Consider the following 26,354-nt stretch of genomic DNA (forward strand, 5'->3'; position numbering starts at 1 on the left):
AGGTGTGTCCCCATGGATCAGGGGCTCCGGCTCTCGCGCCGAAGCCTACTGGGCGCGGGGAACACCCCGAATGGCCGCGTGGCCCCGGGACGGTGGGGAATGCCCGCCCTCCGCCCGCCGGTGACCGCCGGCCGGGCCGTCGTCGCCGTCGCGCGGAGGGTCGGCCGGGCCGGACCGGTGGACGGTCCGGCCCGGCCGATGATCGTTCCGGCCGGTCAGAAGACCCCGCCGAAGAGGCCGCCGTGGGCCATGCCGAGGAAGAAGCCGACGGCGGAGGCGCCCAGACCGATGACCAGGGCCGTGCGCTCCCGGGTCGTCACCGAGATGAACTGTCCGTAGCCACCGGTGAGGATCCCCAGCAGGCCCGCCCAGGAGCTGAGCAGATGCAGATGGTGGAACAGCGACGTGATGAGCGCGAGAGCGCCCAGCACGAGCGTCGCCGCGGCCAGGGTGTCCTGGAGCGGGTGGGGCTTGCCGTCCGTGGCGAAGAGGGATGTCTGACGTCGCACTGCCTGTGCCATCTGGCACCTCCTGGCGTTGCCGGAAATCGCGGCGCTTCGTAGCGCCGTGCACACCCGATGTGTACAGATTGCGGCCGCCGGCCGCTGGATTTCAACCGCACGCGCCAGTGCAGGTACTCTGTACGGTCTGCACCGGTGTCTGCCCAGGCCAGGCCGGGCACCCGTCACTGTCGGTGGCGGGTGGTCCGATGCTGCTGTGTTCGGGCATCGGTGTTCACGCATCACGACCCTCCTGCCACGGAACGACCGTGGCCGCTGAGTCCAAAGGAGGTGGGTTCCACATGCGTCACTACGAGGTGATGGTCATCCTCGACCCCGATCTGGAGGAGCGCTCCGTCGCCCCCCTGATCGAGAACTTCCTCTCCGTCGTCCGTGAGGGCAACGGAAAGGTCGAGAAGGTCGACACCTGGGGCCGTCGTCGTCTCTCTTACGAGATCAAGAAGAAGCCCGAGGGCATCTACTCGGTCATCGACCTCCAGGCCGAGCCTGCGGTCGTCAAGGAGCTCGACCGACAGATGAACCTGAACGAGTCGGTCCTCCGGACCAAGGTTCTCCGTCCCGAGACCCACTGAGCATCCAGCTCAGCAGTCATCGGGCTTGAGTAGCAGCAAGCAGCCAGAAGCAATCCCGCCGAGAGGTTCACCCAATGGCAGGCGAGACCGTCATCACGGTCATCGGCAATCTTGTCGACGACCCCGAGCTGCGCTTCACCCCGTCCGGTGCGGCGGTCGCGAAGTTCCGTGTCGCGTCCACTCCCCGCACCTTCGACCGTCAGACCAATGAGTGGAAGGACGGCGAGAGCCTGTTCCTGACCTGCTCGGTCTGGCGTCAGGCGGCGGAGAACGTCGCCGAGTCGCTCCAGCGCGGTATGCGCGTGGTCGTACAGGGCCGGCTGAAGCAGCGGTCGTACGAGGACCGCGAGGGCGTGAAGCGCACGGTCTACGAGCTGGACGTCGAGGAAGTCGGCCCCAGCCTCAAGAACGCCACGGCCAAGGTCACCAAGACCACCGGTCGCAGCGGTGGCCAGGGTGGCTACGGCGGCGGGCAGCAGCAGGGCGGCGGCAACTGGGGCGGTGGCCCCAGCGGTGCTCAGCAGGGCGGCGGCGCTCCCGCCGACGACCCCTGGGCCACCGGTACGCCGGCCGGCGGGCAGCAGCAGAGCGGCGGGGGCAACTGGGGCGGCAGCTCCGGTGGCTCCGGCGGCGGCTACTCGGACGAGCCCCCCTTCTAAGGACTCTCCCGTCCTTTCCGGGGCGCTCGCACACCCACTTCTTGATCACACAGGAGAAACATCATGGCGAAGCCGCCTGTGCGCAAGCCGAAGAAAAAGGTCTGCGCGTTCTGCAAGGACAAGACCGTGTACGTGGACTACAAGGACACGAACATGCTGCGGAAGTTCATTTCCGACCGCGGCAAGATCCGTGCCCGCCGCGTGACCGGCAACTGCACTCAGCACCAGCGTGACGTCGCCACGGCCGTGAAGAACAGCCGTGAGATGGCGCTGCTGCCGTACACGTCCACCGCGCGATAAGGGAAGGGTGACAGCGATATGAAGATCATCCTCACCCAGGAGGTCACCGGTCTCGGTGCCGCCGGCGATGTCGTCGAGGTCAAGGACGGCTACGCTCGCAACTACCTGGTTCCGCGTGGTTTCGCGATCCGCTGGACCAAGGGTGGCGAGAAGGACGTGGCGCAGATCCGCCGCGCCCGCAAGATCCACGAGATCGCGACCATCGAGCAGGCCAATGAGATCAAGGCCAAGCTCGAAGGCGTGAAGGTCCGTCTGGCCGTTCGCTCCGGCGACGCCGGCCGGCTCTTCGGTTCCGTCACCCCGGGCGACGTCGCTTCGGCGATCAAGTCCGCCGGTGGCCCCGAGGTCGACAAGCGCCGCGTCGAGCTGGGCTCGCCGATCAAGACCCTGGGCTCGCACCAGGTGTCCGTGCGTCTGCACCCCGAGGTTGCCGCGACCTTCGGCATCGAGGTCATCGCCGCCTGAGGCAGCGATAGAGCAGAGGAAGGGCCGTACCCCCCGGGGTGCGGCCCTTTCGCCGTGCCCGGCACCGGATGTTTCACGTGAAACGCTCGGTTTCACGTGAAACAGCGAAGGCGGTGTCCCGGACTCGGCCGGTGAGGGCGACGGCTGCGTGGGAGGCCGGGTCTCGGTCTCGCGCCGGCGGCGGTGCAGGGGCTCAGCGGGTCGCGCCGAGGACGATCCACCGTCCCGACCGGGCGCGCAGCCAGAGGGTCACCAGCCGGACGGCCATCATCAGGGTCATCGCCGCCCACAGCGCGGCCAGCCCGCCGCCGAGGGCGGGGACCAGCAGGGCGGCCGGGGTGAAGACCGCCAGGGTGATCAGCATGGCCCAGGCCAGATAGGGTCCGTCGCCCGCGCCCATCAGTACCCCGTCGAGGACGTAGACGACCCCGGCGATGGGCTGGCAGACGGCGATCACCAGCAGGGCCGGCAGCAGGGTGTCCTGGACCTGTGGGTCGCCGGTGAAGAGCGGGGTGAACAGCGGCCGGGAGGCGACCAGCAGCAGCCCGAGGGCCACACCGGAGGCGATGCCCCACTGGACCATCCGACGGCAGGCCTGCCGGGCCCCCTCGGCGTCCCCGGCGCCCAGATAGCGGCCGATGATCGCCTGTCCGGCTATGGCGATGGCGTCCAGCGCGAAGGCCATCAGGCTCCAGAGGGAGAGGACGATCTGATGGGCGGCGATCTGTGCGTCTCCCATCCGGGCGGCGACGGCGGTGGCGATCATCAGCACGGCCCGCAGTGAGAGCGTCCGGACCAGGAGCGGGGCGCCGGCCCGGGCGCTGGCCCGGATGCCGGCGGCGTGGGGGCGCAGAGGGGCCCGGTGCCGCCGGGCGCCCCGGACCACCACGATCAGATAGACGACGGCCATGCCCCACTGGGCGACGACGGTTCCCCAGGCCGAGCCGGCGATGCCGAGCCCGGCGCCGTACACCAGGCCCACATTGAGGACGGCGTTGGCGGTGAACCCGCCGAGGGCCACATAGAGCGGGGTACGAGTGTCCTGGAGGCCGCGCAGGACACCGGTGGCGGCGAGGACGATCAGCATGGCGGGTATTCCCAGGCTGGATATCCGCAGATAGGTCAGTGCGTACGGGGTCGCGGTGTCGGAGGCCCCGAAGATGTCGATCAGCCAGGGGGCCGTCGGCAGGGTGAGGGCCACCATGGCCGCGCCCAGCAGGGCGGCGAGCCAGATGCCGTCCAGGCCCTGCCGGATGGCGGCGGTGAGGTCGCCCGCGCCGACCCGTCTGGCGACGGCCGCCGTGGTGGCGTAGGCGAGGAAGACGAAGATGCTCACGGTGGTCATCAGCAGCGCGGCGGCGATGGCGAGACCGGCCAGCTGGGGGGTGCCGAGATGACCCACCACGGCGCTGTCGACCATGATGAAGAGCGGTTCGGCGACCAGGGCTCCGAAGGCGGGGAGCGCGAGGGAGACGATCTCGCGGTCATGGCGTCGCCGCTGCGCCTTCGCGGGTGTGGAAGCCTGGGTCATGCGCTCACGGTAATCGTCCACAGGTAATGGACGCAAATGAAGAACGCCTATTACTTGAGTGCGTGGCCCCGGCGTGACGGCGCGTTGTTTGTCGCGATCTTGGCCCAGTCGGGAAAGTTTTTCTCCCCCACAGCCAGTGGATGGAAAAGCCGCAGGTCAGAGCGGCACTCGGGAGCGAGGCATGATTTTGTCCACAGCACTGTCCCCCGGTCCGTACACAGGTTCCGGGGAGTTCTCCACAGCATCGGGCCGCTCGTCCACATGGCCTGTGGATAACCAGATTGGCTGACGGTGCCCGGGGGCCTACCGTGGACCGTCGCCCGACGCGCCGGAAGCGGAGTTGGGCGGCTCGATTTGTCAGTCCTGTGCCGTAGAAAGAGGGGGCACGGCGAGGTCCGCGGAGCGGACGGGAGGAGGTGACCGGGGTGAGTATCTCCGAGCCCTTGGACGACCCGTGGGCGGCAGAGGACAGCCCCGGCGACCGTCTGCCCGTCTCCCGCCAGCGCCGCGGCGATCAGCGCGGCGGCCGCGACGACCAGCACGAGCGCGGCCGGGAGGGCGGCGGCTGGGAGGGCGGCTCCCCCGGCTTCGAGCGGGTGCCGCCCCAGGATCTCGACGCCGAGCAGTCGGTCCTCGGCGGCATGCTGCTCTCCAAGGACGCCATCGCCGATGTCGTGGAGATCATCAAGGGCCACGACTTCTACCGCCCGGCCCACGAGACGATCTACACGGCCATCCTCGACCTCTACGCCAAGGGCGAGCCCGCCGACCCCATCACGGTCGGGGCGGAGCTGGTCAAGCGCGGCGAGATCACCCGCGTCGGCGGCGCCTCCTATCTCCACACCCTCGTCCAGTCGGTCCCGACCGCGGCGAACGCCTCGTACTACGCGGAGATCGTCCATGAGCGGGCGGTCCTGCGGCGGCTGGTGGAGGCCGGCACCAAGATCACGCAGATGGGCTATGCCGCCGACGGCGATGTCGACGAGATCGTCAACTCCGCCCAGGCCGAGATCTACGCGGTCACCGAGCAGCGCACCAGCGAGGACTATCTGCCCCTGGGCGAGATCATGGAGGGGGCGCTCGACGAGATCGAGGCGATCGGCTCCCGCAGCGGCGAGATGACCGGTGTGCCCACCGGGTTCACCGACTTCGACTCCCTGACCAACGGTCTCCACCCGGGCCAGATGATCGTCATCGCGGCCCGGCCCGCCATGGGTAAGTCCACGCTCGCCCTGGACTTCGCCCGTGCGTGCTCGATCAAGAACAATCTGCCGAGCGTGATCTTCTCCCTGGAAATGGGGCGCAACGAGATCGCGATGCGTCTGCTGTCGGCGGAGGCCCGGGTGGCCCTCCACCACATGCGCTCCGGCACCATGACGGACGAGGACTGGACCCGGCTCGCCCGCCGGATGCCGGATGTCTCCCAGGCCCCGCTGTACATCGACGACTCCCCCAATCTCTCGATGATGGAGATCCGGGCGAAGTGCCGCCGGCTGAAGCAGCGCAACAATCTGAAGCTGGTCGTGATCGACTATCTCCAGCTGATGCAGTCCGGCGGCTCCAAGCGCGCCGAGAGCCGTCAGCAGGAGGTATCGGACATGTCTCGAAACCTGAAGCTGCTCGCCAAGGAGCTGGAGCTTCCGGTGATCGCGCTCTCCCAGCTGAACCGTGGCCCCGAGCAGCGGACGGACAAGAAGCCGATGGTCTCCGACCTGCGTGAGTCGGGCTCCATCGAGCAGGACGCCGACATGGTGATCCTGCTGCACCGCGAGGACGCGTACGAGAAGGAGTCCCCGCGCGCCGGCGAGGCCGACCTGATCGTCGCCAAGCACCGTAACGGCCCGACGGCGACGATCACGGTGGCCTTCCAGGGCCACTACTCCCGCTTCGTGGACATGGCCCAGACCTGATCCGGCCCGGGGTGGGACCCGGTGGCCGACACGCGCGGAGAGCCGGCCGGGACCCCGGGGCGGAGGCGGCGGTGGGGTTTCGATAGACCTTTGTCCATGACCACATCGCTGACCGCGTTGCTGCCCGCCACCGAGCGGGCCCTGTTGACCCGTATCGCCACCGCCCAGTCGGCGGGGCGGTGCCCCTCCCTGGTCGCCGGGGTGGCGCGCGAGGGGGAACTCGTATGGACCGGCGGCCGGGCCGCCGGCGGCGGTGACGACGCCGTGGAGACGCAGTACCGCATCGGGTCGATCACCAAGACCTTCACCGCCGTCCTGGTGCTGCGGCTGAGGGACGAAGGGCTGCTCGATCTGGAGGACCCGGTGGAGCGGTACCTTCCGGAGGCCGGGCTGGGGCAGGTGACGATCGCCCAGCTGCTCGGGCACAGCGCCGGGCTGAGCGCGGAGCCGCCCGGGCCCTGGTGGGAGCGGACCCCGGGGGCGCTCCGGCCGGAGCTGGCCGATGTGCTCGGGGAAGGGGCCGGGACCCATCCCGTCGGGCGCCGTCACCACTACTCCAACACCGGGTACACCGTGCTGGGCGCACTGGTCGCGGCGGTGCGCGGCGGGACCTGGGAGGAGGCGCTGCGGCGGGAGATCCTCGAACCGCTGGGGATGACCCGTACCAGTGTGCTGCCGCAGGCCCCCGCCGCCGAGGGCTGGGCGGTGCACCCCTGGGCCGATGTGCTCCTGCCGGAGCCCAGTGAGGACCTGGGGCTGATGACCCCGGCGGGCGGGCTCTGGTCCACGGTCGCCGACCTCTGCCGGTTCGCCGTCTTCCTCGCCGAGGGCGATGAACGGGTGCTGGGCGCGTCCTCCGTCCAGGAGATGAGGACCCCGTCCGTGCCCCTGGAGAGCGGGGAGTGGAACGCCACCTATGGGCTGGGGCTCCAGATCATCGGCGATCGGGAGCACACCCTGGTGGGCCATGGCGGCTCGCTGCCCGGATTTGTCGCCGGGCTCTGGTTCGACGTGGAGGACCGGATCGCCTCGGTCGTGCTCGCCAACGCCACATCGGGGCCGAATGTCTCCGCCGTCGCCGTCGAGCTGGTGCGGACCGTGGCGGAGGCCGAGCCCCGGGTACCGGCGCCCTGGAGGCCGCTCACCGGCGTCGACCAGGAGCTGCTGGCGCTGACCGGCCCCTGGTACTGGGGGACGTACTCCTATGTCCTGCGGCTGCTGTCCGATCGGGCCCTGGAGCTCCAGCCGATCCAGGGGGCCGGCCGGGGTGCCGTCTTCCTCGCCGGGGACAACGGCACCTGGACGGGTCAGAGCGGGTACCACGCGGGGGAGACCCTTCGGGTGGTGCGCCGGGAGGACGGGTCGGTCCGCCATCTCGACGTGGGGTCCTTCGTCTTCACCCGGGAGCCGTACGAGCCCGGCGCGGGGGTCCCCGGCGGAGTGGACCCCGCCGGGTGGCGCGGGGTGCCGGACCCCGCTCAGGGGTGATGTTTCACGTGGAACCGGGCCCGGGGGCGACGGGCTACACGGCGGCGTGCAGCTCCTGAACCGTCCGGACCAGCGGCGCGAGGACCGGGTTCGCCGCCGCCTCCTCGAAAGCCGTGCGCAGGGCGGCGTCATGGGTGGGGCGGGCCTCGTCGAGCAGGGCGAGCCCCGCCTCGGTCACATCGGTGTAGATGCCCCGGCGGTCGGTATCGCAGAGGTAGCGCCGCAGCAGCCCACGGTCCTCCAGCCGGGTCACCAGCCGGGTGGTCGCGCTCTGGCTGAGGACGACGGCCTCGGCGACCTCCTTCATCTGGAGGTGCCCGCCGGGGCCGCTGTGCTGGCGGCTGAGGACGTCGAGCAGGGAGAACTCCCGCACGCTCAGACCGTGCCCGCTCTCCAGGGCCCGCCCGATGCGCGTCTCGATCCTTCCGTGGAGCAGGGAGAGGGCGCACCAGCCCTGGGCGAGTCCGGTGAGCGCGGGGTCGGTCGCGGTCATCTTGTCCTCCTCCACGCCCCAGCGGCGTACCCCTCAGGGTAGTCGACGAGTGCAAAAGTCCGCGTATGCAAATATCGGGGGAGAGGTCCCGGCTCCGCCCGCGCGGGGTAGTGCGGCCGGACGCCCGCCGCCCGGGGCGGGCGACGGGCGGCGGGGGTGGAGGCGCGGCCGCTCCGGCCGTCCCGGATCAGCCGATGGCGACCGAGAGAGGGGCGAAGCGCCGGGTCCAGTCACCCGGCAGATCGTCCTGGGCGTGGTTCATCACGGAGTTGAACGCGATCGTCTCCAGCCCGCGTTCCTTCAGCCAGTCGAGCAGTTCGGTATGGCGGACATCGATATCGGTCCGCAGGGGCCGGTCCGTACCCGCTGCCAGGGAGGTGACCAGCGCCTTGGCGGTCCCGGTGTTCTGCGCGATCAGCGGGCCGATGACATGGGTGTTCGTATTGGGCCAGGCAGCCGCGTACCCCGTCAGCCGGCCGTTCTCCTCGGCGACCCGGATCTGATCGGCGAAGGCGGGCAGTCGCGTGATCATATGGGTGCGGTCCATCCCGAAGATCTCCGTGTCCAGCCGGATGATCGCGGACAGATCCTCCGCGGTCGCCGGGCGGGTGGCCACCGCCGGCTCCCCGGCCTCGCCCCGGAAGGGACCGAGGACCATCTCCGCCCTGCCGCTCACGGTGAAGCCCAGTCGTTCGTAGAGCGGCCGGCCGCTGGGGGTCGCGTGCAGGGTGAGCGGGGTGTCCCCGGCCTCCGCCAGCACATGGCGCATCAGCCGGAGCCCGATGCCCTGCCGGGCGCACCGCTCGGCGACGACCACCATCCCGATCGCCGCGAGCCGGGAGCCGTACGAGGTCACCACACAGCTCGCCACCAGCCCCTTCCCCGAGGGGTCGTCGATGCCGTAGCCGGTACCGGCCGTGAGCAGAAGCCCCCATTTATGTTCCTCGCGTGGCCAGCCCCGGTCCTCCGCGAGGTCGGCGCAGGAGACGAGATCGTCCAAGGTGAGACGGCGGATCGGCAGCTCGGGGAGCGGAATCGGCATAAGGATCAGGCTCGCTGACGCAGCGATCGCTCGTCCAGTGCTTTCCCCTGCTTTCCGGGAAGTGGGTGAGCCCGCCCCCGGCGGAGTGCTGACGATGTTTCACGTGAAACACCGCGGGCGCGGCGCTCCCCGGATGGTCCGGCCGCCGGGGAGCGGAGGGTCAGCCCAGGTCGGGGGCGTGCATGGCGCGGACGCCCTCGATATTGCCGTCGAGATAGTGGCGCAGGGACAGGGGCACCAGATGGACGGCGGCGATCCCCATCCGGCTGAAGGGCACCCGTACGATCTCGTACTCCCCCAGGGGGGCTTCGATCTCGGGGCCGTGGCGCCGGGAGGGGTCCATGGATTCCAGCCGGCAGACGAAGAAGTGCTGGACCTTCACCCCGGTCACCCCGCCGCCGGCGATGTGCTCCACCGTGTCCACGAAGCAGGGCACCACATCGGTGATCTTGGCACCCAGCTCCTCGTCCAGCTCGCGGTGGAGCGCGGCGACGACGGTGGTGTCCCCGGGCTCGACGCCGCCGCCGGGGGTCAGCCAGTAGGGATCGACTCCGGGTTTGGTGCGCTTGATCAGGATGAGATCGTCACCGTCGAGCAGGATGGCGCGGGCTGTGCGCTTGACCACGGGTCGTTCGGTCATGTCTGGAAAATGGCCCGTACGGTGCGTTCTGAAACGCCTCCGGGTGGAGGTCACCAGTCGACGGCGGCGCGCAGCAGCCACTCATGGGCCCGTGCGATGTGGGGGAGCGCGAGCGTCCCGGTGCGTACGGCGAGGAAGTAGGTGCGCAGCGGGGGCACCGGGGGATCGAGCAGGGCGACCAGCCGGCCCCGTTCCAGGGCCTCGTCGCAGAGATAGCGGGGCAGGACGGCGAGTCCGGCGCCGGAGGCGGCCGTCTCCAGTACGGCACGGAGATCGGGGGCGATGACGGCGCCGGCGACGGCCGGACGGGTCTCGAAGACGGTGTTCCAGTAGCGGGAGACCAGGGGCAGGGACTCATGGACATCGACCACGGGCAACTGTTCCAGCAGGACATCGGCGCCGCGCAGGACGTCGGGGCCGAGGCGGGCGGCCCAGCGGGGCGAGGCGACCAGGACGTGTTCCTCGTCGCAGAGCGGGGTCGAGGTCAGCAGGCCGCCGCGCGGCCGGGCCGTGGTGATGGCGAGGTCGTGGTGTCCGGCGGCCAGCCCGTCGAGGGCCGTCTCGGCGTTGCCGAAGGAGGCCCGCAGGGCCAGCCCCTGGGAGGTCAGGGGGGCGAGGGCGGGCAGGGCGCGCAGCGAGGTGAACTCGGGAAGTCCCGCGAGATGCAGGGTCCGGACGCCCGATTCCTCGGCCAGGCCCGTTTCGGCGATCTCGACCAGGGCGTCCAGATGGGGAGCGGCCCGGTGGGCCAGCTCGTCGCCGATGGTGGTGGGAGTGACTCCCCGCGCCTGGCGGAGGAAGAGAGGTCGGCCCAGCTGGCGTTCCAGGGTCCGTATCTGGCCGGTCACCGTGGGCTGGGAGAGACCGAGCAGGGCGGCTGCGCGTGTGAAGGATCCGGCCCGGTGCACCGTGACGAATGTGCGTAACAGGGCCAGATCCATACCGAGCGCCTCTCGGCCGACTATATCCACGGACCGGACAACTATAAATAAGTCGATAGGTAGCTGTCGCTACCGTGATTGGACACTGACGCAGAGTCAATTAGCCTTGTTCGCGCGGTTCCCCGGGGGGATGAACCGGGGCGGTCCGAGCCACGAGGGGGGAGGTTCGGGCCGCCCGTCGGCACGCCCGGAATCGGCCATGACCGGTGCCATGACCGGTCCCGAGGACCGGCCGGGGCCCGCCTACGCCCCCGTTCCGGCCGTCCCGGCTGTCTCGTTCAGGGCTCGCAGCACATCCGCCACCAGGTCCTCGGGGTCCTCCACCCCCGCCGAGAAACGGATGAAGCCCTCCGGGACGGCGTCCCCGCCCCAGCGGCCGCGCCGCTCCGCGGACGAGCGGACCCCGCCGAAGCTGGTGGCGTCGTCCACCAGCCGCAGGGCCTCCAGGAACCGTTCCGCACGGTCCTGACCGGGCAGGACGAACGAGACCACACCGCCGTACCGACGCATCTGCCGGGTCGCGAGCGGATACGAGGGGTCGTCCGCGAGCCCGGGGTACCGCAGGCCCGACACCTCGGGACGGCCGGCCAGGGCCCGCGCCAGGGCCAGCGCGTTCGCGCACTGCCGGTCGATCCGCAGCTGCACGGTGGCGAGCGAACGGTGGGCGAGCCATGCCTCCATGGGTCCCGGGATCGCCCCGGCGACCTTGCGCCAGTTCCGCACCTCCGCCGCCCGTGCGGTATCCCGGCAGGTCACATGGCCGAGCAGCAGATCGCCGTGGCCCGTCGTCCCCTTGGTGTCGCTCGCCACCGAGAAGTCGGCGCCCAGCTCCAGGGGCCGCTGCCCCAGCGGGGTCGCGAGGGTGTTGTCGACGGCGACGAGCGCGCCCTCGGCGTGGGCCGCGGCCACCAGCCGGCGGATGTCGCAGACGTCGAGCCCGGGGTTGGACGGCGACTCGATCCACAGCAGCCGCGCCCCCGCCAGCGCCGACAGCTGGGCGTCCCCGCCCGTGGGCGCGGTCCGCACCTCGACCCCCCAGGCCCGCAGCCGTTCGGCCAGCAGCGGCAGGGCCTGGTAGCCGTCGCTGGGCAGGACCACGGCGTCGCCCGTCCGCAGCTGGGAGAAGAGCACACCGGAGATCGCGGCCATGCCCGAGGCGAAGGCGACCGTCTCCACCGGCTCGCCCGGGGCCTCCAGCTCGCCGATCGCCCGCTCCAGAAGGGTCCAGGTCGGATTGGAGTCACGGCCGTAGGTGTACGGTCCGGTGGGCTCGCCCGGCAGATGGAAATGGGCCGCGAAGACCGGGCCCGGCAGGGTCGGCTCGTACTTCACCGGCGCGGGCAGCCCGGCCCGGACCGCTCTCGTACCGTCTCCCAGGGGGGTTGCGCTGTTCATGCGGATCGCTCGGTTCTCTGTTCTCTGCCCTCGCGGTGACGCGGGGGCATCGGGACTGGGGGAGGGGCGGGCCCGGTGCGCGGACCCCGTGCGGGGGCGCCGGCTCCCCGGCTCAGTCCCGCTCGGGTATGGCGACGTTCAGCGCCCAGGAGACCACCGAGACGATCAGTGCGCCCAGCAGGGCCGCCCCGAAGCCGTCCACATGGAAGTCCAGGTCCACCACATCGGCCAGCCAGGAGGTCAGCATCAGCATCAACGCGTTGATGACCAGCGTGATCAGCCCGAGGGTGAGGACGAACAGCGGGAACGCCAGCAGATTCACCACAGGTTTGACGACCGCGTTGACCAGGCCGAAGAGCAGTGTCACGGCCAGCAGGGCCAGCACCTTGTCACCGGTGTTCCCACCGGTGAGGGTGATGCCGCCGATCAGCCAGATCGCCACCGCCAAGGCCGCCGCGTTCGCGATCGTCTTGACGAGAAAATTCATCATGTGTCTGATCGTGACAGACAAGACGGCCACCACGGCAGGGGTAGACGACGGATGAAGGCGTTCCGACTGGACGAGCTGGAGGCCGAGCGGGCCGCGAACGACGGGGCCTATCTACGGTTCCTGCGTGAGCGGAATATGTCCGTCGGCCTCTACGCGCTCAATGCCGGCGAGCTGGACCCACAGCTTCCGCACGATCAGGACGAGGTCTACCTCGTGGTGAGCGGCCGCGCGTCCCTCACCGTGGGCATGGAGACCACACAGGTGGGGCGGGGCAGCGTGGTCCATGTCCCGGCCGGGATGCCGCACAAGTTCCACCACATCACCGAGGACCTGCGGGTCATGGTCGTCTTCTCGCCCCCGGAGGACTGAACGGCCCGGTCCGCGCACCCCGAGATCCGGCCCGGACGGACCCCGTATTCCCTAGGGGAACGCTCAGGGGAGTTCAAGGGGTGACGGACCCCCGTTCGAGCCGCCGCCTGCCTAGCATCGAGACATGACCCAGAGCGCCGCCGAGGGCCGGGTCCGTCGCAGGAGAGTCGCAGGAGAGAGGTCGGGGCCATGTCTGTTCGGGAGCGTTTCGCGGGCCTGCCGTGGTGGGTGAAGTGGGTCGTGCTGCCCCTGCTCCTCCTCGCCGTCTTCGGCGGGCTGATCGCGAACGTGGTCGGCTTTGTGATCGCCCTGCTCTTCCGGGCGCTGATCCTGGTCGCGTTCATCGCCGGAATCGTCTATGTCGTACGGAAGTTCATACCGGCGTCGAACTCGCGGAAGGAGTGGTAGATGCCACCGGTACGACTCTTCACCCGGCTGAGGGAACCCCTCCTGACCGGGCCGCTCCCGCCCCGGGGAAGGCCGTTACAGTGACAGGCCGCCGCCACGACCCCGTCCCGCCCCCGGGACAGCAGTCGGGGCCGTCGGCGACGGGTACGCGGGGGAGGCCCCCGCGGGCGGGCCGAGCGCCCGTCACCACGCCCAGGGGTGATCTTTGGCCACAGAGACACGTGCTGCCGCCGCCCCGACACTGATCGGCTCGGTGCGGCGGGCCCTGAGGCTGCTGGAGGCCGCCGCCGCGCACCCGGACGGAGCCCCCGCCAAACAGCTCGCCCGGGAAGCGGGCATTCCCCTGCCCACCGCCTACCACCTGCTGCGCACCCTGACCCATGAGGGATATCTGCGCCGGGAGAAGGGGGTCTTCGTCCTCGGTGGCGCCGTCGGCCGGCTGGCCGTGGGCGGGGCCGGGTGCGGGGCCCTGCGCGACTGCCTGACCGTGTGATCCCGGCCGGCGCCGTGGGGCCCGTGCGTCATGGGTGGTCGCGGCGGCCGGGGTGAGCGGAGAGCCGGATGACCGAATGATCGCGGCTCATCGGACCGGCCACGCCAACCGATGCCTACAGTCGGTCACGGAACGCCAGGATTTTTCTCTATCAGTATCTGAAAAATCACTCCTTGTAGTCTCCCGTGGGATTGCAGCACGATGGCGGCTGAGGGTCGGGTGGATCGTTCCTGGCCTTTTTCGACAGACTTTCAGCAGCCTTCATTCACCGCGGGGTACATGATGCGCGAGTCGGTCCAGGCCGAGGTCCAGATGAACTTCCTTGTCTCCGAGGAGTTGTCGTTCCGGATTCCGGTGGAACTGCGGTACGAGACGGATGACCCCTACGCCGTGCGAATGACCTTTCATCTCCCCGGGGACACGCCGGTGACCTGGGCGTTCAGCCGCGATCTCCTGGTGGGCGGAGTGGCCGGGCCCACCGGGGACGGAGATGTCCACATCGGGCCGACCGGCCCGGGCCGCCGTGCCGACCTCGGCATCCGGCTCCAGGTGGGGCAGGAGCGGGCGTTCTTCCTGGTCGGGTCCGCTCCGGTCGTGGCCTTTCTCGACCGCACCGACCGGCTGGTGCCCCTGGGGGACGAGCAGAAGTACGGGGACTGCGAGGGCGACCTCGACTCCGCGCTGAGCGACATCCTCGCGGAGGCGGAGGAGAACGCGGGCTGATCGGCACCCCGGCAAGATCCAAACGAGAGGCCCTAGCGTTTGCGGCGGCGGCCCTTGCCGCCCAGGCCCGGCACCATTCCGCCGAGGCCGGCGCCCGGGGAGCGGCCGGGTACGTCCCGGACCGGCGGCTGCCCCGGCACCGTCCCGCCGGGTCCTGCCCCGGACGGCTGGTGCGCGGCCGTGGCCGCACCGCCGCCCGGCGGGCCGTTCTGCGCCACCCCGGAGGCCGGTGAGCGGTCGGCGGAGACGACCAGCGCGGCCAGCGCCGTCGTCACCGGCACGGAGGCCACCAGGCCGATGGAGCCGATGAGGGTCCGTACGATCTCCGTCGCCACCACCTCGCTGCCCGCGACGGAGCCCATGTCGCTCTGGGCCACGGAGAACAGCAGCAGCAGCGGCAGCGCGGCGCCCGCGTAGGCCAGGACCAGGGTGTTGACCACCGACGCGATATGGTCCCGGCCGATCCGGATGCCCGCGCGGTACAGCGCCCGCGGCCCCATGCGCGGATCCGCCTGGTGCAGCTCCCAGACGGCCGAGGTCTGGGTGACCGTCACATCGTCCAGCACCCCGAGGGAGCCGATGATCACCCCGGCGAGCAGCAGACCGCTCATGTCGATCCCGGGATAGAGACCATGGATGAGACCGGTGTTGTCGTCGGTGTTGCCGGAGAGCGCCGCCCAGTCGATGAAGACCGAGCCCAGCAGGCCGATCAGCATCAGCGAGACCAGGGTGCCGAGGACCGCGACCGAGGTCCGCGCGGTCAGACCGTGGCAGAGATAGAGCGCGATGAGCATGATCGCGCTCGCCCCGACCACCGCGACGAGCAGCGGATTGGCGCCGTCCAGGATCGCGGGCAGGATGAAGAAGGTCAGTACGGCGAAGGAGGCCACCAGCGCGACCAGCGCCATCACGCCGCGCATCCGTCCCACCAGGACCACGGCGAGCGCGAAGATCGCGGCCAGCAGCGCCATCGGGACCGTGCGCTCGATGTCGATCACGGCGTACTGGAGTTCCCGGGGGGCGTCCGGCGCGTACGCCACCACGACCTTCTGATCCTGCGTCAACTGGCGCGGTGCGTCGGGCTGGACGATCTCGTTGAAGGTCCGCCCCTTGTTCTCCCCGCTGGTGACCTCGATCCGGGCCTTGCCGCATGTGCCCTGCTGCCGGGCGGCCGCCTCACGGCCCTGCGGGGTGTCGATCGTCTCGGTCGGCGGCACCTGACCGGCGTTCACGCTCGCGCAGTCGATCCGCTCGACCGCGGTCACCACGGCGCTCTCCGTCTGCCGGTCGAAGCCGACACCGGTGCGTTCATGGGCGGGTGCCGAGCCGGGCCAGAGCACGGCCAGCCCCACGACGACCGCGGCGGCGAAGGGGATCAGCACGGCGGCGATCACCCGGCGCAGATGCCGGGAGACGGGAGCGGCGGGCCCATGGCTGTGCGTATGCCCATGTCCGTGGCCGTGGCCGGGCGCATGTCCGTGGCCGGGCCCGGGGTCATGGCCCGCGGATTCGTGCGCGGTTCCGTGGCCGTGGCTGTGGTGGTGGCCGGGCGCGGACGGCCCCGGTGGACCGGGCGGCAGCGGAGGAGCGTACTCCTGCTGGGGGTCGTGCGGCGAAGAGGTCACCGACCGATCATCGCAAGAACGGCGGGGGGCCTCTGTTCAGCACGCCAGCGGGGACGCTAGCGTGGTGGCACCTTTGCACACGCGGGAGCTCGGAGCACCGGGCTGAGAGGGCGCTGACCTCCGCAGGAGCCGACTGGCCGGGCCAGTACGCCGACTGCGGACACCGCTGCGTCGACCGCCGAACCTGTTACCGGGTAATGCCGGCGTAGGGAGTAGGTCTCATGACCGTTCAGGATGCACACACGCGCGCCGCCGACCAGCCGTCCGACGGCGACGGGCGCACGCCGGGCTGGCACAAGGGGTATGTCGAGGGCCCCCGCCCCGACCTCAGGGTGCCCGTACGGCAGGTGCACCTCACCAACGGCCGGGATGTGACGCTGTACGACACATCCGGCCCGTACACCGATCCCACGATCGAGACCGACGTACGGCGCGGACTCGCACCGCTCCGGGAGAACTGGATCATCGGCCGGGGCGACACCGAGGAGTACGCCGGCCGTCCCGTGCGCCCCGAGGACGACGGCATCAAGCACACGTCCCCCCGGGGCGGGCTGCGCAATCTCGACGCTGTCTTCCCCGGCCGCCCGCGCCAGCCGCGCCGGGGCCGCGACGGCCGCGCGGTGACCCAGCTCGCCTATGCACGCCGGGGCGAGATCACCCCGGAGATGGAGTTCGTCGCGATCCGGGAGAACGTCGACCCCGAGGTCGTCCGGGAGGAGATCGCCGCGGGCCGTGCGGTGCTGCCCGCCAATGTGAACCACCCCGAGATCGAGCCGATGATCATCGGGAAGCGTTTCCTGGTGAAGGTCAACGCCAATATCGGCAACTCGGCGGTCACCTCCTCCATCGAGGAGGAGGTCGAGAAGATGACCTGGGCGACCCGCTGGGGCGCGGACACGGTCATGGACCTCTCGACCGGCCGCAACATCCACACCACCCGCGAGTGGGTGCTGCGCAACTCCCCGGTGCCGATCGGGACCGTCCCGCTCTACCAGGCGCTGGAGAAGGTCGACGGCAGGGCCGAGGAGCTGAACTGGGAGATCTACAAGGACACCGTCATCGAGCAGGCCGAACAGGGCGTCGACTACATGACGGTGCACGCCGGGGTGCGCCTCGCGTACGTCCCGCTCACCGCGCGCCGCAAGACCGGGATCGTCTCCCGGGGCGGCTCGATCATGGCGGCCTGGTGTCTGGCCCACCACCGCGAGTCCTTCCTCTACGAGCACTTCGAGGAGCTGTGCGAGATCCTCGCCGCGTACGACGTCACCTACTCGCTCGGTGACGGGCTGCGGCCGGGGTCGATCGCGGACGCCAACGACGAGGCGCAGTTCGCGGAGTTGCGGACGCTCGGGGAGCTGAACCGGATCGCCAAGCGCCACGAGGTGCAGACGATGATCGAGGGCCCCGGCCATGTCCCGATGCACAAGATCAAGGAGAACATCGACCTCCAGCAGGAGATCTGCGAGGAGGCGCCGTTCTACACGCTCGGCCCGCTCACCACGGACGTGGCCCCGGCGTACGACCACATCACCTCCGGCATCGGCGCCGCGATGATCGCGTGGTGGGGCACGGCGATGCTCTGCTACGTCACGCCCAAGGAGCACCTGGGGCTGCCGAACCGGGACGATGTGAAGACGGGCGTCATCACGTACAAGATCGCGGCGCACGCGGCCGATCTCGCCAAGGGACACCCGGGGGCGCAGGAGTGGGACGACGCCCTCTCCGACGCGCGCTTCGAGTTCCGCTGGGAGGACCAGTTCAATCTGGCGCTCGACCCGGAGACGGCGCGGGAGTTCCACGACGAGACGCTGCCCGCCGAACCGGCGAAGACCGCGCACTTCTGCTCGATGTGCGGTCCGAAGTTCTGTTCGATGAAGATCTCCCAGGACATCCGGAACCGGCACGGCGGTACGGCGGAGGAGATCGCGGAGGGGATGGCGGAGAAGTCGCGGGAGTTCGCCGAGGCGGGCAATCGGGTCTATCTGCCGATCGCCGACTGACGGGCCGCGCCCGCCGGATACGGGTCTGGTCAGCCCCGGTGGCCCGGCCCCGGGGCGCCGGGGCCGGGACCGGAGGGGCCTGGTGCGCTGATGCCGGGGTCGGCCAGCGCCGAGCGGAGGAAGGGCATGATCCCGCGCTCCAGCAGGGCGTGCCGCCAGGCCTCCCGGGCGCGGGCGATCTCGTCCGGGAGCCCGGCGGCCGGCGCGTCGGTCGGCATCGGAACCGGGGCCGGCTCCGGTTCCGACGCCGGCCCTGGGGCATGTGAGGGGATCCGGGCCGCCCTGTCGCGCAGGGCGGTGGCCAGCAGTCCGGCGGCCGCGGCGAGCAGTGTGGCGGCCGTCAGCGCCGCGAAGAACCAGCCCGCCGCGATCAGGCTGGTGGCGAAGGCCGGCGGGGGTTCGAGGAGTCCGAGCAGATGGCCAACGAAGAGGAAGATCAGCGTCGCTGTCGCGGCGAGCACCGGCGCCAGGACGGTGACCACGGCCAGGAATCCGGCGCCGGCCCCCGGTCGTCCCGGTGCGCCCGCGTCCGTCACCCGGCCGCCGTCCCCGCCTCCACCCGGTGGTCCATCTGCCCGTCCGCCTGGGTGTGCGTCTCGGCATGCGCCGGTGGAACCCGACGCGCGCGGCAGCGCGCGGACCTCCGCGTAGCGCTCGTACTCCGCGGCCGCCGCCCTGCTGATCAGGGCGATCGAGTCCAGTGCCATGGTCCGGAGCTGCGCCGCGTCGAGGCGGTCTCCCAGGGTGGCCAGATCCGGTTGCTCCTGGGCGTTGCGCAGTGTCTCGTCGAGGACGCGCTCGAACTCCGCGCGGTCCTCGGCCGGCAGGTGCGGAGCGCTTCCCATGCGCGTCCCCCGATGCGCCGTCGGGCCGAACTGCCCCAATAACACGGGGTGATGGACCCGTAACGGAAGAGAGCCTGCTAAGGATGGTCCGATGGTACGGCGGTAACAGGCGCCGAAGACAGGGGTTTTCAGTAAAAAAGGTGCTCTGGGCCGTATGGCTGCGGCGATCAGCGGGACAGGGGCAGCTGGGCGACAAGAAGCTTTCCGGCCATGGTCACGCCGCCGTCCATGGCGATGGCCAGTCCGTCCGCGTAGACATGCGGCCCGTCGACCACCGGGCGCTCGCCGTCCTCGCCGTCCTCGGTGCCGACCTCGCCCGTCAGATACGGGATGGGGCTGTGGCCGTGGACGACGCGCTCGCCCCCGTAGGTGGTGAGGAGTTCGCGGACGGCCAGCGGGCCCGTCTCGTCGCGGAAGGCGAACCGCTTGGTGAACTTCCGGAAGAGGTCCCAGTACTCGTCGGCGTCGTTGCGGTTGAGGATCTCGTGGACGGTGTCGTTGACGTCCTCGACGGTCTCGCCGTATTCGAGGTAGGCCGTGGTGTCGGAGTGCAGGAGCAGATGGCGGTCCTCCTCGACGATCGCGTCGAGCCGGGACATCCACTGGATGTGCACGTCCTGGAGCCGGTCCATGTCGTACTTCTGGCCGCCGTTGAGCAGCCAGGCGGCCTGGAAGGTGGCGGTGCCGGCGCCGGAGTTGACCGGGGTGTCACCGAACCGCTTGGCGCCGAGGAGCAGCAGTTCGTGGTTGCCCATGAGGGCCTTGCAGTAGCCACCGGCGGCGGCGGCCTCGGCGGAGAGCCGCATCACCAGGTCGATGACGCCGATGCCGTCGGGTCCCCGGTCGGTGAAGTCGCCGAGGAACCAGAGGCGGGCGTTGCCGGCGGCCCAGTGGCCTTCGGCGTCGATGAGGCCCTGGGCGGTGAGGGCGCCGATCAGCTCGTCCAGATAGCCGTGCACGTCGCCGACCACATAGAGGGGGCCGAGGCCGTCGGGGGCGTCGGAGCCGTCGGGGATGAGCCGGGCCCGGAGATCACCGGGCTCGCCGCGGCCAATGATCGGAAGGTCGCGCTCCGTGGGGGTGTAGCCCTCGGGCAGCTCATGCTCCGGTACGGCGTTGCCGGGGTGGGTGGAGTGACCGGGGTGAGCGGGGTGCTCCGGCTGACCCGGCTGACCCGGCTGACCCGGCTGACCCGGGTGGTTCGAGGGGAGGTGCGAGGGTACGGGCGGCGCGGCCGGGTGGTGCGGCGGTTCGCCCGGCGGCGGCGGGAGGTGGTGCGGCGGCTCCGGCGGCAGCGCCGGGGGCGGGGGGTACGCGGCGGCGGCGGGCTGCTCCGCCAGGTGGGCGGTCGAGAGCTGGAGCGTGGGCGAGGAGGAGGAAGAGGGCGCGGGCACGGAAGCGGGCGCGGCCGGCGGGGCGGCCTGCTGGTCGGTGCCCTGGTGCGGGTGCGGAGGCTGGTGCGGGTGTGCGGGGTGGGGCTCGTAGGGCTCCTGCTGCCGGGGCGTCTCCGACGGCGGCTGTGGGGCCGTCTCGGACTGCACGGGCACCTGCGCATAGGGCGGAACGCGGAAGTCGCGCCCTGTCGCCGTCCGCACCACGGGTCCCTGACCGGCCCCCTGAGTCATCGACCCCTCCACCACCGTCGCGCCGCCGTTCACCTCTCGGCCCAGCCTGGTCGGGGTGGTCCGCGGTGTCGTGCGCCCATCATAGGAATGAGGTCCGCGCTCTGTGACGCACCAGGGGTGGTGAATCGGACCGTACCCCTGATGCGTCGGCTGTTTCGTCCTGATTGATGAGGTCTAGTCCGGTGCGGGCGACCGAGGGGGGCTCACCGTGGTCCTCGGCGAGCGGCGCTGGGACGAGGTCCGGACAATCAGCTCGGTCGGTATCACCTGCTCGACCGGACGGTCCTCGTCGATGCCCTCGATGGCGTCGATGAGGAGCTGGACCACGGCCGTCCCGATGCGGCGCGGCTTGAGCGAGAGCGTGGTGATGGGCGGCTCGGTGGTCGCGTACACCGTGGACTCGCTGCAACAGACGAGCAGCAGATCGTCGGGGACCCGCAGGCCGTACCGGCGGGCGGCGGCCAGCAGGTCGGTGCCGTTGGGGTCGAAGAGGCCGTAGACGGCGTCCGGACGGTCCGGGCGGGCCAGCAGCCGATCGGCGGCCACGGCCCCGGCGCAGGGGTCGTGCGCCGGGTAGGACTCGTAGACGGGGTCCTGGCCCACTCGTTCGCACCAGCGGAGATACGCCGTGGTGGAGAGACGGGTGTAGGTGTCGGTCGTGGTTCCGGTGAGCAGCCCGATGCGGCGGGCCCCGGCGTCGGCGAGATGGTCGAGGAGATCGAGGACGGCGGCCTCGTGGTCGTTGTCCACCCAGGCGGTCACCGGCAGGGTGCCGGCGGGGCGCCCGTCGGAGACCACGGGAAGGCCCTGGCGGACCAGCTCGGTGACAACCGGGTCGTGGTCGGAGGGGTCGATGACGATCGTGCCGTCGAGGGCCACATTGGACCAGACGTCGTGCCGTGAGGTGGCGGGGAGAATCACCAGCGCGTAGCCCCGGGCCAGCGCCGCGGAGGTCGCCGCTCTGGCCATTTCGGCGAAGTAGGCGAACTCCGTGAAGGTGAAAGGTTCATCCCCGTACGTGGTCACGGTCAGGCCGATGAGCCCCGATTTACCGGTACGGAGGGTACGGGCCGCTGCGGACGGGCGGTAGCCCAGCCGGTCGGCGACCTCGCGGACATGGCGGCGTGTGGCGTCCGGGAGCCGGCCTTTCCCGTTGAGCGCGTCGGAGACAGTCGTGATGGAGACACCGGCTGCGGCGGCGACGTCTCGGATGCCCGCCCGACCTTGCCGGCTGCCCCGGCGGGATGTATCCGTCCGGCTCACCTGGTGCTTCCCTGCTGCTGTCATGGCGAGCCGATAGTAGGGCTCGCGCGGGGGGTTGGCCCGGTCGCATATTCACTCGTTGACAGGCACGTTTCTGCATGATCATAACGCATTAACTGCCTTGGAAAATAAAGGAGTTGACCCCTACATCTATAGTGAGTGGGGTGTTCGACGGCATAGAGCTGCTGGATGTTGGATGTCTCGGAGAGGTCTCAACTCACCTCTACGGGGGATGCGCGCCACGGAGTGAGCCACCGGCGTGCGCCATGGCGGCGGGCGCCCCCATATTTTTTCCCGGCCCATACGCGGCCGAAGAGAATCCTCTTAAGGTGAGGAGTATTGGCACGGGAAGGCGGGTTCCGGATGCCGTCCGGTGCCGGATTCCGTTCTCGGGCGTGCCGAAGCGGGGGCCGTGCCGCCAGGGGTGGCGCGGCGTCCGGCAGGTCAAGAGGTCAACAGGACGATGGTCGATGGTCGAGGAGGACCCGCGGTGAGCGAGACGAGCCCCAGGCTGCGCGCCGAGCTGGACGGCATTCCCACCTACAAGCCGGGCAGGCCCGCGGCGGCGGACGGCCCCGTCGCCTACAAGCTCTCGTCCAACGAGAACCCCTATCCGCCGCTGCCGGGGGTGCTGGAGAGCGCCGTCGCCGCCGCCCATGCCTTCAACCGTTACCCCGACATGGCCTGCACCGGTCTGATGAACGAACTGGCGGACCGTTTCGGCGTACCGGTGGAGCATCTGGCCACGGGTACGGGGTCGGTGGGCGTCGCCCAGCAGCTGGTCCAGGCCACCTCGGGCCCGGGGGACGAGGTGATGTACGCCTGGCGCTCCTTCGAGGCGTACCCGATCATCGCCCAGATCAGCGGGGCCCGCTCGGTCCAGGTGCCGCTGACCGCCGGGGAGGCCCACGACCTGGACGCGATGGCCGGCGCGATCACCGACCGGACCCGGCTGATCTTCGTCTGCAACCCCAACAACCCCACCGGCACCGTGGTCCGGCGGGCGGAGCTGGAGCGGTTCCTCGACCGGGTGCCCTCCGATGTGCTGGTGGTGCTGGACGAGGCCTACCGGGAGTTCAACCGCGACCTCGATGTGCCGGACGGGATCGAGATCTACCGGGACCGCCCCAACGTGGCCGTGCTGCGCACCTTCTCCAAGGCGTACGGGCTGGCGGGGCTGCGGGTCGGCTTCGCGGTCGCCCACCCGCCGGTGGCCGCCGCGCTGCGGAAGACGGCGGTGCCCTTCGGGGTGAGCCAGCTGGCCCAGGACGCGGCCGTGGCCTCGCTGCGGGCCGAGGACGAGCTGCTCGGCCGGGTCGGGTCCCTGGTCTGCGAGCGGGCCCGGGTGTACGAGGGGCTGGTCGCCCAGGGGTGGACGGTGCCGGAGACCCAGGCCAACTTCGTCTGGCTGCGGCTGGGCGAGCGGACGGCCGACTTCGCCGCCGTGTGCGACGCGGCGGGGGTGACGGTGCGGCCCTTCCCGGGGGAGGGCGTGCGGATCACCATCGGCGAGGAGGAGGCCAATGACCTCCTGCTGCGGACGGCCGGAGCGTTCCGCAAGGAGCTGTAGCGGCTCCGGGGGCCGCTGACCCGGCGCCGTCCGACCGTCGCCGAGTGCCGCCGGGTGTCGCCGACCGCTGTTCGGCCGCTGTCCGATCGCCGCCGGGCTCCTGGCCGGGCCGGCCGCCGCCCGGGTCCGGGCCGGCCCTCGTCGATCAAGAGCTGCTGCCCCGGACCGGAATCATCCGGTCCGGGGCAGTGCCATGTCCGTCCCCCTGTCGTCCCCCTGTCGGCCTCGTGTCCGTCCTCGCGTCCGCCCCCGTGCGGCCCGCCGCAGGGGCGCATTGTCCTCCTCCGGAAGCCGCCGCGAAGGGGCACCCCCGGTCATCCTGGTGGATTCGGTATGAGACATAATTGCTTGTGAATGTGAACGCGTTCACAAGCGTGTCCCTGTTCGTCCCGTGATTGCTGGGATTAATCAGGCAAACTGCCGCTCGACCTCGTCGATGTAAGGAGATGACGACGTGGACTTGGCTCTGGCGCCGGAGACCTTGGCGCGATGGCAGTTCGGCATCACCACCGTCTACCACTTTCTCTTCGTCCCACTGACGATCTCCCTCGCGGCGCTGACCGCGGGGCTCCAGACCGCGTGGGTGCGAACGGAGAAGGAGAAGTACCTCAAGGCGACGAAGTTCTGGGGCAAGCTCTTCCTGATCAACATCGCCATGGGTGTCGTCACCGGCATCGTGCAGGAGTTCCAGTTCGGCATGAACTGGTCGGACTACTCCCGCTTCGTCGGTGACATCTTCGGAGCGCCGCTCGCCTTCGAGGCTCTGATCGCGTTCTTCTTCGAGTCCACCTTCATCGGCCTGTGGATCTTCGGCTGGGACAAGCTGCCGAAGCGGATCCATCTCGCCTGCATCTGGATGGTCTCCATCGGAACCATCCTCTCCGCGTACTTCATCCTGGCGGCCAACTCCTGGATGCAGCACCCCGTCGGCTACCGCATCAACGAGGAGCGCGGCCGCGCCGAGCTGACCGACTTCTGGCGGGTGCTCACGCAGGACACCGCGCTCGCCCAGTTCTTCCACACCATCACCGCCGCCTTCCTCGTCGGTGGCGCGTTCATGGTCGGCATCGCCGCCTACCACCTGGCCCGCAAGAAGCACATCCCCGTGATGCGCAGCTCGCTGCGGCTCGGCCTGGTCACGGTGATCGTCTCCGGGCTGCTCACCGCCGTCAGCGGCGATGTGCTCGGCAAGGTCATGTTCCGGCAGCAGCCGATGAAGATGGCCGCCGCCGAGGCCCTGTGGGACGGCGAGGCGCCCGCGCCGTTCTCGCTCTTCGCCTACGGCGATGTGGACAAGGGGCACAACACCGTCGCCCTGGAGATCCCCGGGATACTGTCCTTCCTCGCCAACGGTGACTTCGACTCGTACGTCCCCGGAATCAACGACGTCAACAAGGCCGAGCAGGAGAAGTACGGACCGGGCGACTACCGGCCCAACATCCCCGTCGCCTACTGGGGCTTCCGCTGGATGATCGGCTTCGGCATGGCGTCGCTGGCCATCGGCATGCTCGGTCTCTGGCTCACCCGCAAGAGGTTCCTGCTGCCACCGGCGCTGCGGACCGGCGAGGACGAGGTCCCGCATCTGGTCCTCTTCCGCAAGCCGCTCGGCGCCCGCTTCAGCCGCTGGTACTGGATCGTCGCCCTCTGGACCATGACCTTCCCGCTGATCGCCACCTCCTGGGGCTGGATCTTCACCGAGATGGGACGGCAGCCGTGGGTGGTGTACGGAGTGCTGCGCACCAAGGACGCCGTCTCCCCCGGGGTCTCCCAGGGCGAGGTGCTCACCTCGATGATCATCTTCACCTCGCTCTACGCGATCCTCGCCGTCATCGAGTTCAAGCTGATGGTCAAGTACGTGAAGCTGGGCCCGCCCGAGCTGACCGAGGCCGACCTCAATCCGCCCACCAAGATCGGCGGCGACGACCGTGACGCCGACCGCCCGATGGCCTTCTCCTACTGAGGCCCCGAGGAGCTGAGGCATGGAACTCCACGACGTCTGGTTCGTTCTCATCGCGGTCCTGTGGACCGGGTACTTCTTCCTGGAGGGCTTCGACTTCGGGGTCGGGGTCCTGACCAAGCTGCTCGCCCGCGACCGCAAGGAGCGGCGGGTACTGATCAACACCATCGGGCCGGTCTGGGACGGCAACGAGGTCTGGCTGCTCTCGGCCGCCGGCGCCACCTTCGCCGCCTTCCCCGACTGGTACGCCACCCTCTTCTCCGGCTTCTATCTGCCGCTGCTGGTGATCCTGATCTCCCTGATCGTGCGCGGGGTCTCCTTCGAATACCGCCATAAGCGGCCCGAGGAGCAGTGGCAGCGGAACTGGGAGAACGCGATCTTCTGGACCTCGCTGATTCCCGCGTTCCTCTGGGGTGTGGTCTTCGGCAATATCGTGCGCGGGGTGAAGATCGACGCCCAGAAGGAATACGTCGGCAATGTGCTCGATCTGGTCAACGTCTACTCGATCCTCGGCGGACTGGTCACCCTCGCCCTCTTCACCTTCCACGGCACCGTCTTCGTCGCGCTGAAGACCGTGGGGGACATCCGCACCCGGGCCCGTGCGCTGGCGCTGCGGGTGGGGCTGCTCACCGCCCTGCTGGCGCTGGGCTTCCTCGGCTGGACCCAGGCGATGCGCGGTGACGCCGCCAGCCTGGCCGCCCTGGTCGTCGCGGTGGTGTCGCTGGTCGCGGCGATCGGCGCGATCCGGGCCGGGCGGGAAGGCTGGTCCTTCGCCTTCTCCGGGGTCACGATCGTCGCCGCCGTGGCCATGCTCTTCCTGACGCTCTTCCCGAACGTCATGCCGTCGTCGCTCGACGACGCCTGGAGCCTCACGGTCGTCAACGCGTCGTCGACCCCGTACACGCTCAAGATCATGACCTGGTGCGCCGGGATCGCCACCCCCGTCGTCCTGCTCTACCAGGGCTGGACGTACTGGGTGTTCCGCAAGCGGATCGGCACCCAGCACATCGCCGACGCCCACTGACCGGC

Annotated in this window: 25 protein-coding genes and 1 pseudogene; 14 read left to right on the plus strand and 12 right to left on the minus strand. The window is 70.2% G+C overall.

Annotated features, from left to right (window positions below; genetic code table 11):
• Positions 1 to 215: 215 nt before the first annotated feature.
• A complete protein-coding gene (locus SYYSPA8_RS21070) occupies positions 216 to 521 on the minus strand; it encodes a hypothetical protein (RefSeq protein WP_323448793.1) in 306 nt (101 codons plus the stop codon).
• A 281-nt stretch (positions 522 to 802) separates the two neighbouring features.
• Between SYYSPA8_RS21070 and rpsF the strand changes: the two genes are divergently transcribed.
• From rpsF to rplI, 4 genes are all read left to right on the plus strand, one after another.
• Positions 803 to 1,093 (plus strand): 30S ribosomal protein S6, encoded by a 291-nt coding sequence (rpsF, locus tag SYYSPA8_RS21075; RefSeq protein ID WP_323448794.1) that lies wholly within the window; start codon positions 803 to 805, stop codon positions 1,091 to 1,093.
• Positions 1,094 to 1,167: 74 nt separating this feature from the next.
• Positions 1,168 to 1,752, plus strand: a complete 585-nt coding sequence (locus tag SYYSPA8_RS21080; RefSeq protein WP_323448795.1) for a single-stranded DNA-binding protein — start codon at positions 1,168 to 1,170, stop codon at positions 1,750 to 1,752.
• A gap of 63 nt (positions 1,753 to 1,815) precedes the next feature.
• A complete protein-coding gene (gene rpsR / locus SYYSPA8_RS21085) occupies positions 1,816 to 2,052 on the plus strand; it encodes a 30S ribosomal protein S18 (RefSeq protein ID WP_003956534.1) in 237 nt (78 codons plus the stop codon).
• An 18-nt stretch (positions 2,053 to 2,070) separates the two neighbouring features.
• Complete coding sequence (rplI, locus tag SYYSPA8_RS21090; RefSeq protein WP_323448796.1) at positions 2,071 to 2,517, plus strand: 50S ribosomal protein L9; 447 nt, start codon at positions 2,071 to 2,073, stop codon at positions 2,515 to 2,517.
• A 193-nt stretch (positions 2,518 to 2,710) separates the two neighbouring features.
• On the opposite strand, the gene SYYSPA8_RS21095 is transcribed toward rplI, so the two are convergent.
• The gene (locus SYYSPA8_RS21095) at positions 2,711 to 4,048 is read right to left on the minus strand and encodes an MATE family efflux transporter (protein ID WP_323448797.1); all 1,338 of its coding nucleotides are present in this window, start codon (positions 4,046 to 4,048) and stop codon (positions 2,711 to 2,713) included.
• Between the two features lie 443 nt (positions 4,049 to 4,491).
• Here SYYSPA8_RS21095 and dnaB point away from each other — a divergent pair, with 443 nt between their 5' ends.
• Both dnaB and SYYSPA8_RS21105 read left to right on the plus strand, forming a co-directional pair.
• Positions 4,492 to 5,958 (plus strand): replicative DNA helicase, encoded by a 1,467-nt coding sequence (gene dnaB, locus SYYSPA8_RS21100; protein WP_323448831.1) that lies wholly within the window; start codon positions 4,492 to 4,494, stop codon positions 5,956 to 5,958.
• 96 nt (positions 5,959 to 6,054) lie between these two features.
• Positions 6,055 to 7,446, plus strand: a complete 1,392-nt coding sequence (locus SYYSPA8_RS21105) for a serine hydrolase domain-containing protein (protein ID WP_323448798.1) — start codon at positions 6,055 to 6,057, stop codon at positions 7,444 to 7,446.
• Between the two features lie 34 nt (positions 7,447 to 7,480).
• Here SYYSPA8_RS21105 and SYYSPA8_RS21110 read toward each other — a convergent pair whose 3' ends face one another.
• The 6 genes from SYYSPA8_RS21110 to SYYSPA8_RS21135 all read right to left on the minus strand — a co-directional run bounded on the left by SYYSPA8_RS21110 (position 7,481) and on the right by SYYSPA8_RS21135 (position 12,447).
• Positions 7,481 to 7,939, minus strand: coding sequence for a MarR family winged helix-turn-helix transcriptional regulator (locus SYYSPA8_RS21110; RefSeq protein ID WP_323448799.1), 459 nt, complete (start codon positions 7,937 to 7,939; stop codon positions 7,481 to 7,483).
• A gap of 187 nt (positions 7,940 to 8,126) precedes the next feature.
• Positions 8,127 to 8,981, minus strand: coding sequence for a GNAT family N-acetyltransferase (locus SYYSPA8_RS21115; RefSeq protein ID WP_323448800.1), 855 nt, complete (start codon positions 8,979 to 8,981; stop codon positions 8,127 to 8,129).
• 160 nt (positions 8,982 to 9,141) lie between these two features.
• Positions 9,142 to 9,621, minus strand: a complete 480-nt coding sequence (locus SYYSPA8_RS21120; protein WP_323448801.1) for an NUDIX domain-containing protein — start codon at positions 9,619 to 9,621, stop codon at positions 9,142 to 9,144.
• 50 nt (positions 9,622 to 9,671) lie between these two features.
• Positions 9,672 to 10,562, minus strand: coding sequence for a LysR family transcriptional regulator (locus SYYSPA8_RS21125; protein ID WP_323448832.1), 891 nt, complete (start codon positions 10,560 to 10,562; stop codon positions 9,672 to 9,674).
• Positions 10,563 to 10,805: 243 nt separating this feature from the next.
• On the minus strand, positions 10,806 to 11,957 hold the full coding sequence (locus SYYSPA8_RS21130; RefSeq protein ID WP_323448802.1) for a cystathionine gamma-lyase: 1,152 nt from the start codon (positions 11,955 to 11,957) through the stop codon (positions 10,806 to 10,808).
• A 112-nt stretch (positions 11,958 to 12,069) separates the two neighbouring features.
• Positions 12,070 to 12,447 (minus strand): phage holin family protein, encoded by a 378-nt coding sequence (locus SYYSPA8_RS21135; RefSeq protein ID WP_323448803.1) that lies wholly within the window; start codon positions 12,445 to 12,447, stop codon positions 12,070 to 12,072.
• Positions 12,448 to 12,498: 51 nt separating this feature from the next.
• Between SYYSPA8_RS21135 and SYYSPA8_RS21140 the strand changes: the two genes are divergently transcribed.
• The 4 genes and pseudogenes from SYYSPA8_RS21140 to SYYSPA8_RS21155 all read left to right on the plus strand — a co-directional run bounded on the left by SYYSPA8_RS21140 (position 12,499) and on the right by SYYSPA8_RS21155 (position 14,440).
• Entirely contained in the window at positions 12,499 to 12,816 is a 318-nt protein-coding gene (locus tag SYYSPA8_RS21140; RefSeq protein WP_323448804.1) for a cupin domain-containing protein, read from the plus strand.
• A 189-nt stretch (positions 12,817 to 13,005) separates the two neighbouring features.
• Complete coding sequence (locus tag SYYSPA8_RS21145) at positions 13,006 to 13,224, plus strand: DUF5326 family protein (protein ID WP_323448805.1); 219 nt, start codon at positions 13,006 to 13,008, stop codon at positions 13,222 to 13,224.
• A gap of 205 nt (positions 13,225 to 13,429) precedes the next feature.
• Positions 13,430 to 13,666: pseudogene (locus SYYSPA8_RS21150) on the plus strand (helix-turn-helix domain-containing protein); the annotation flags it as partial.
• Between the two features lie 333 nt (positions 13,667 to 13,999).
• The gene (locus SYYSPA8_RS21155) at positions 14,000 to 14,440 is read left to right on the plus strand and encodes an SsgA family sporulation/cell division regulator (protein WP_323448833.1); all 441 of its coding nucleotides are present in this window, start codon (positions 14,000 to 14,002) and stop codon (positions 14,438 to 14,440) included.
• 32 nt (positions 14,441 to 14,472) lie between these two features.
• Here SYYSPA8_RS21155 and SYYSPA8_RS21160 read toward each other — a convergent pair whose 3' ends face one another.
• Complete coding sequence (locus SYYSPA8_RS21160) at positions 14,473 to 16,065, minus strand: YibE/F family protein (protein WP_323448806.1); 1,593 nt, start codon at positions 16,063 to 16,065, stop codon at positions 14,473 to 14,475.
• A gap of 221 nt (positions 16,066 to 16,286) precedes the next feature.
• Between SYYSPA8_RS21160 and thiC the strand changes: the two genes are divergently transcribed.
• Positions 16,287 to 18,065: a phosphomethylpyrimidine synthase ThiC gene (gene thiC / locus SYYSPA8_RS21165; RefSeq protein WP_323448807.1), complete on the plus strand. Its 1,779-nt coding sequence runs from the start codon at positions 16,287 to 16,289 to the stop codon at positions 18,063 to 18,065.
• Positions 18,066 to 18,094: 29 nt separating this feature from the next.
• On the opposite strand, the gene SYYSPA8_RS21170 is transcribed toward thiC, so the two are convergent.
• The 3 genes from SYYSPA8_RS21170 to SYYSPA8_RS21180 all read right to left on the minus strand — a co-directional run bounded on the left by SYYSPA8_RS21170 (position 18,095) and on the right by SYYSPA8_RS21180 (position 21,822).
• Positions 18,095 to 18,910 carry a hypothetical protein gene (locus SYYSPA8_RS21170; protein WP_323448808.1) on the minus strand — a complete coding sequence of 272 codons (816 nt, stop codon included), beginning with the start codon at positions 18,908 to 18,910 and terminating at the stop codon, positions 18,095 to 18,097.
• A gap of 167 nt (positions 18,911 to 19,077) precedes the next feature.
• Positions 19,078 to 20,535, minus strand: coding sequence for a metallophosphoesterase (locus SYYSPA8_RS21175; protein ID WP_407706042.1), 1,458 nt, complete (start codon positions 20,533 to 20,535; stop codon positions 19,078 to 19,080).
• Positions 20,536 to 20,709: 174 nt separating this feature from the next.
• Entirely contained in the window at positions 20,710 to 21,822 is a 1,113-nt protein-coding gene (locus SYYSPA8_RS21180; protein WP_323448809.1) for a LacI family DNA-binding transcriptional regulator, read from the minus strand.
• A 466-nt stretch (positions 21,823 to 22,288) separates the two neighbouring features.
• On the opposite strand from SYYSPA8_RS21180, the gene hisC reads away from it, so the two are divergent.
• From hisC to cydB, 3 genes are all read left to right on the plus strand, one after another.
• Positions 22,289 to 23,368, plus strand: a complete 1,080-nt coding sequence (hisC, locus tag SYYSPA8_RS21185) for a histidinol-phosphate transaminase (RefSeq protein WP_323448810.1) — start codon at positions 22,289 to 22,291, stop codon at positions 23,366 to 23,368.
• A 454-nt stretch (positions 23,369 to 23,822) separates the two neighbouring features.
• Positions 23,823 to 25,328 (plus strand): cytochrome ubiquinol oxidase subunit I, encoded by a 1,506-nt coding sequence (locus SYYSPA8_RS21190; protein WP_323448811.1) that lies wholly within the window; start codon positions 23,823 to 23,825, stop codon positions 25,326 to 25,328.
• A gap of 19 nt (positions 25,329 to 25,347) precedes the next feature.
• Positions 25,348 to 26,349: a cytochrome d ubiquinol oxidase subunit II gene (cydB, locus tag SYYSPA8_RS21195; RefSeq protein WP_323448812.1), complete on the plus strand. Its 1,002-nt coding sequence runs from the start codon at positions 25,348 to 25,350 to the stop codon at positions 26,347 to 26,349.
• Positions 26,350 to 26,354: the final 5 nt, after the last annotated feature.

Origin of the sequence: Streptomyces yaizuensis (assembly GCF_034961445.1) — a bacterium.
GTDB lineage: Bacteria > Actinomycetota > Actinomycetes > Streptomycetales > Streptomycetaceae > Streptomyces > Streptomyces yaizuensis.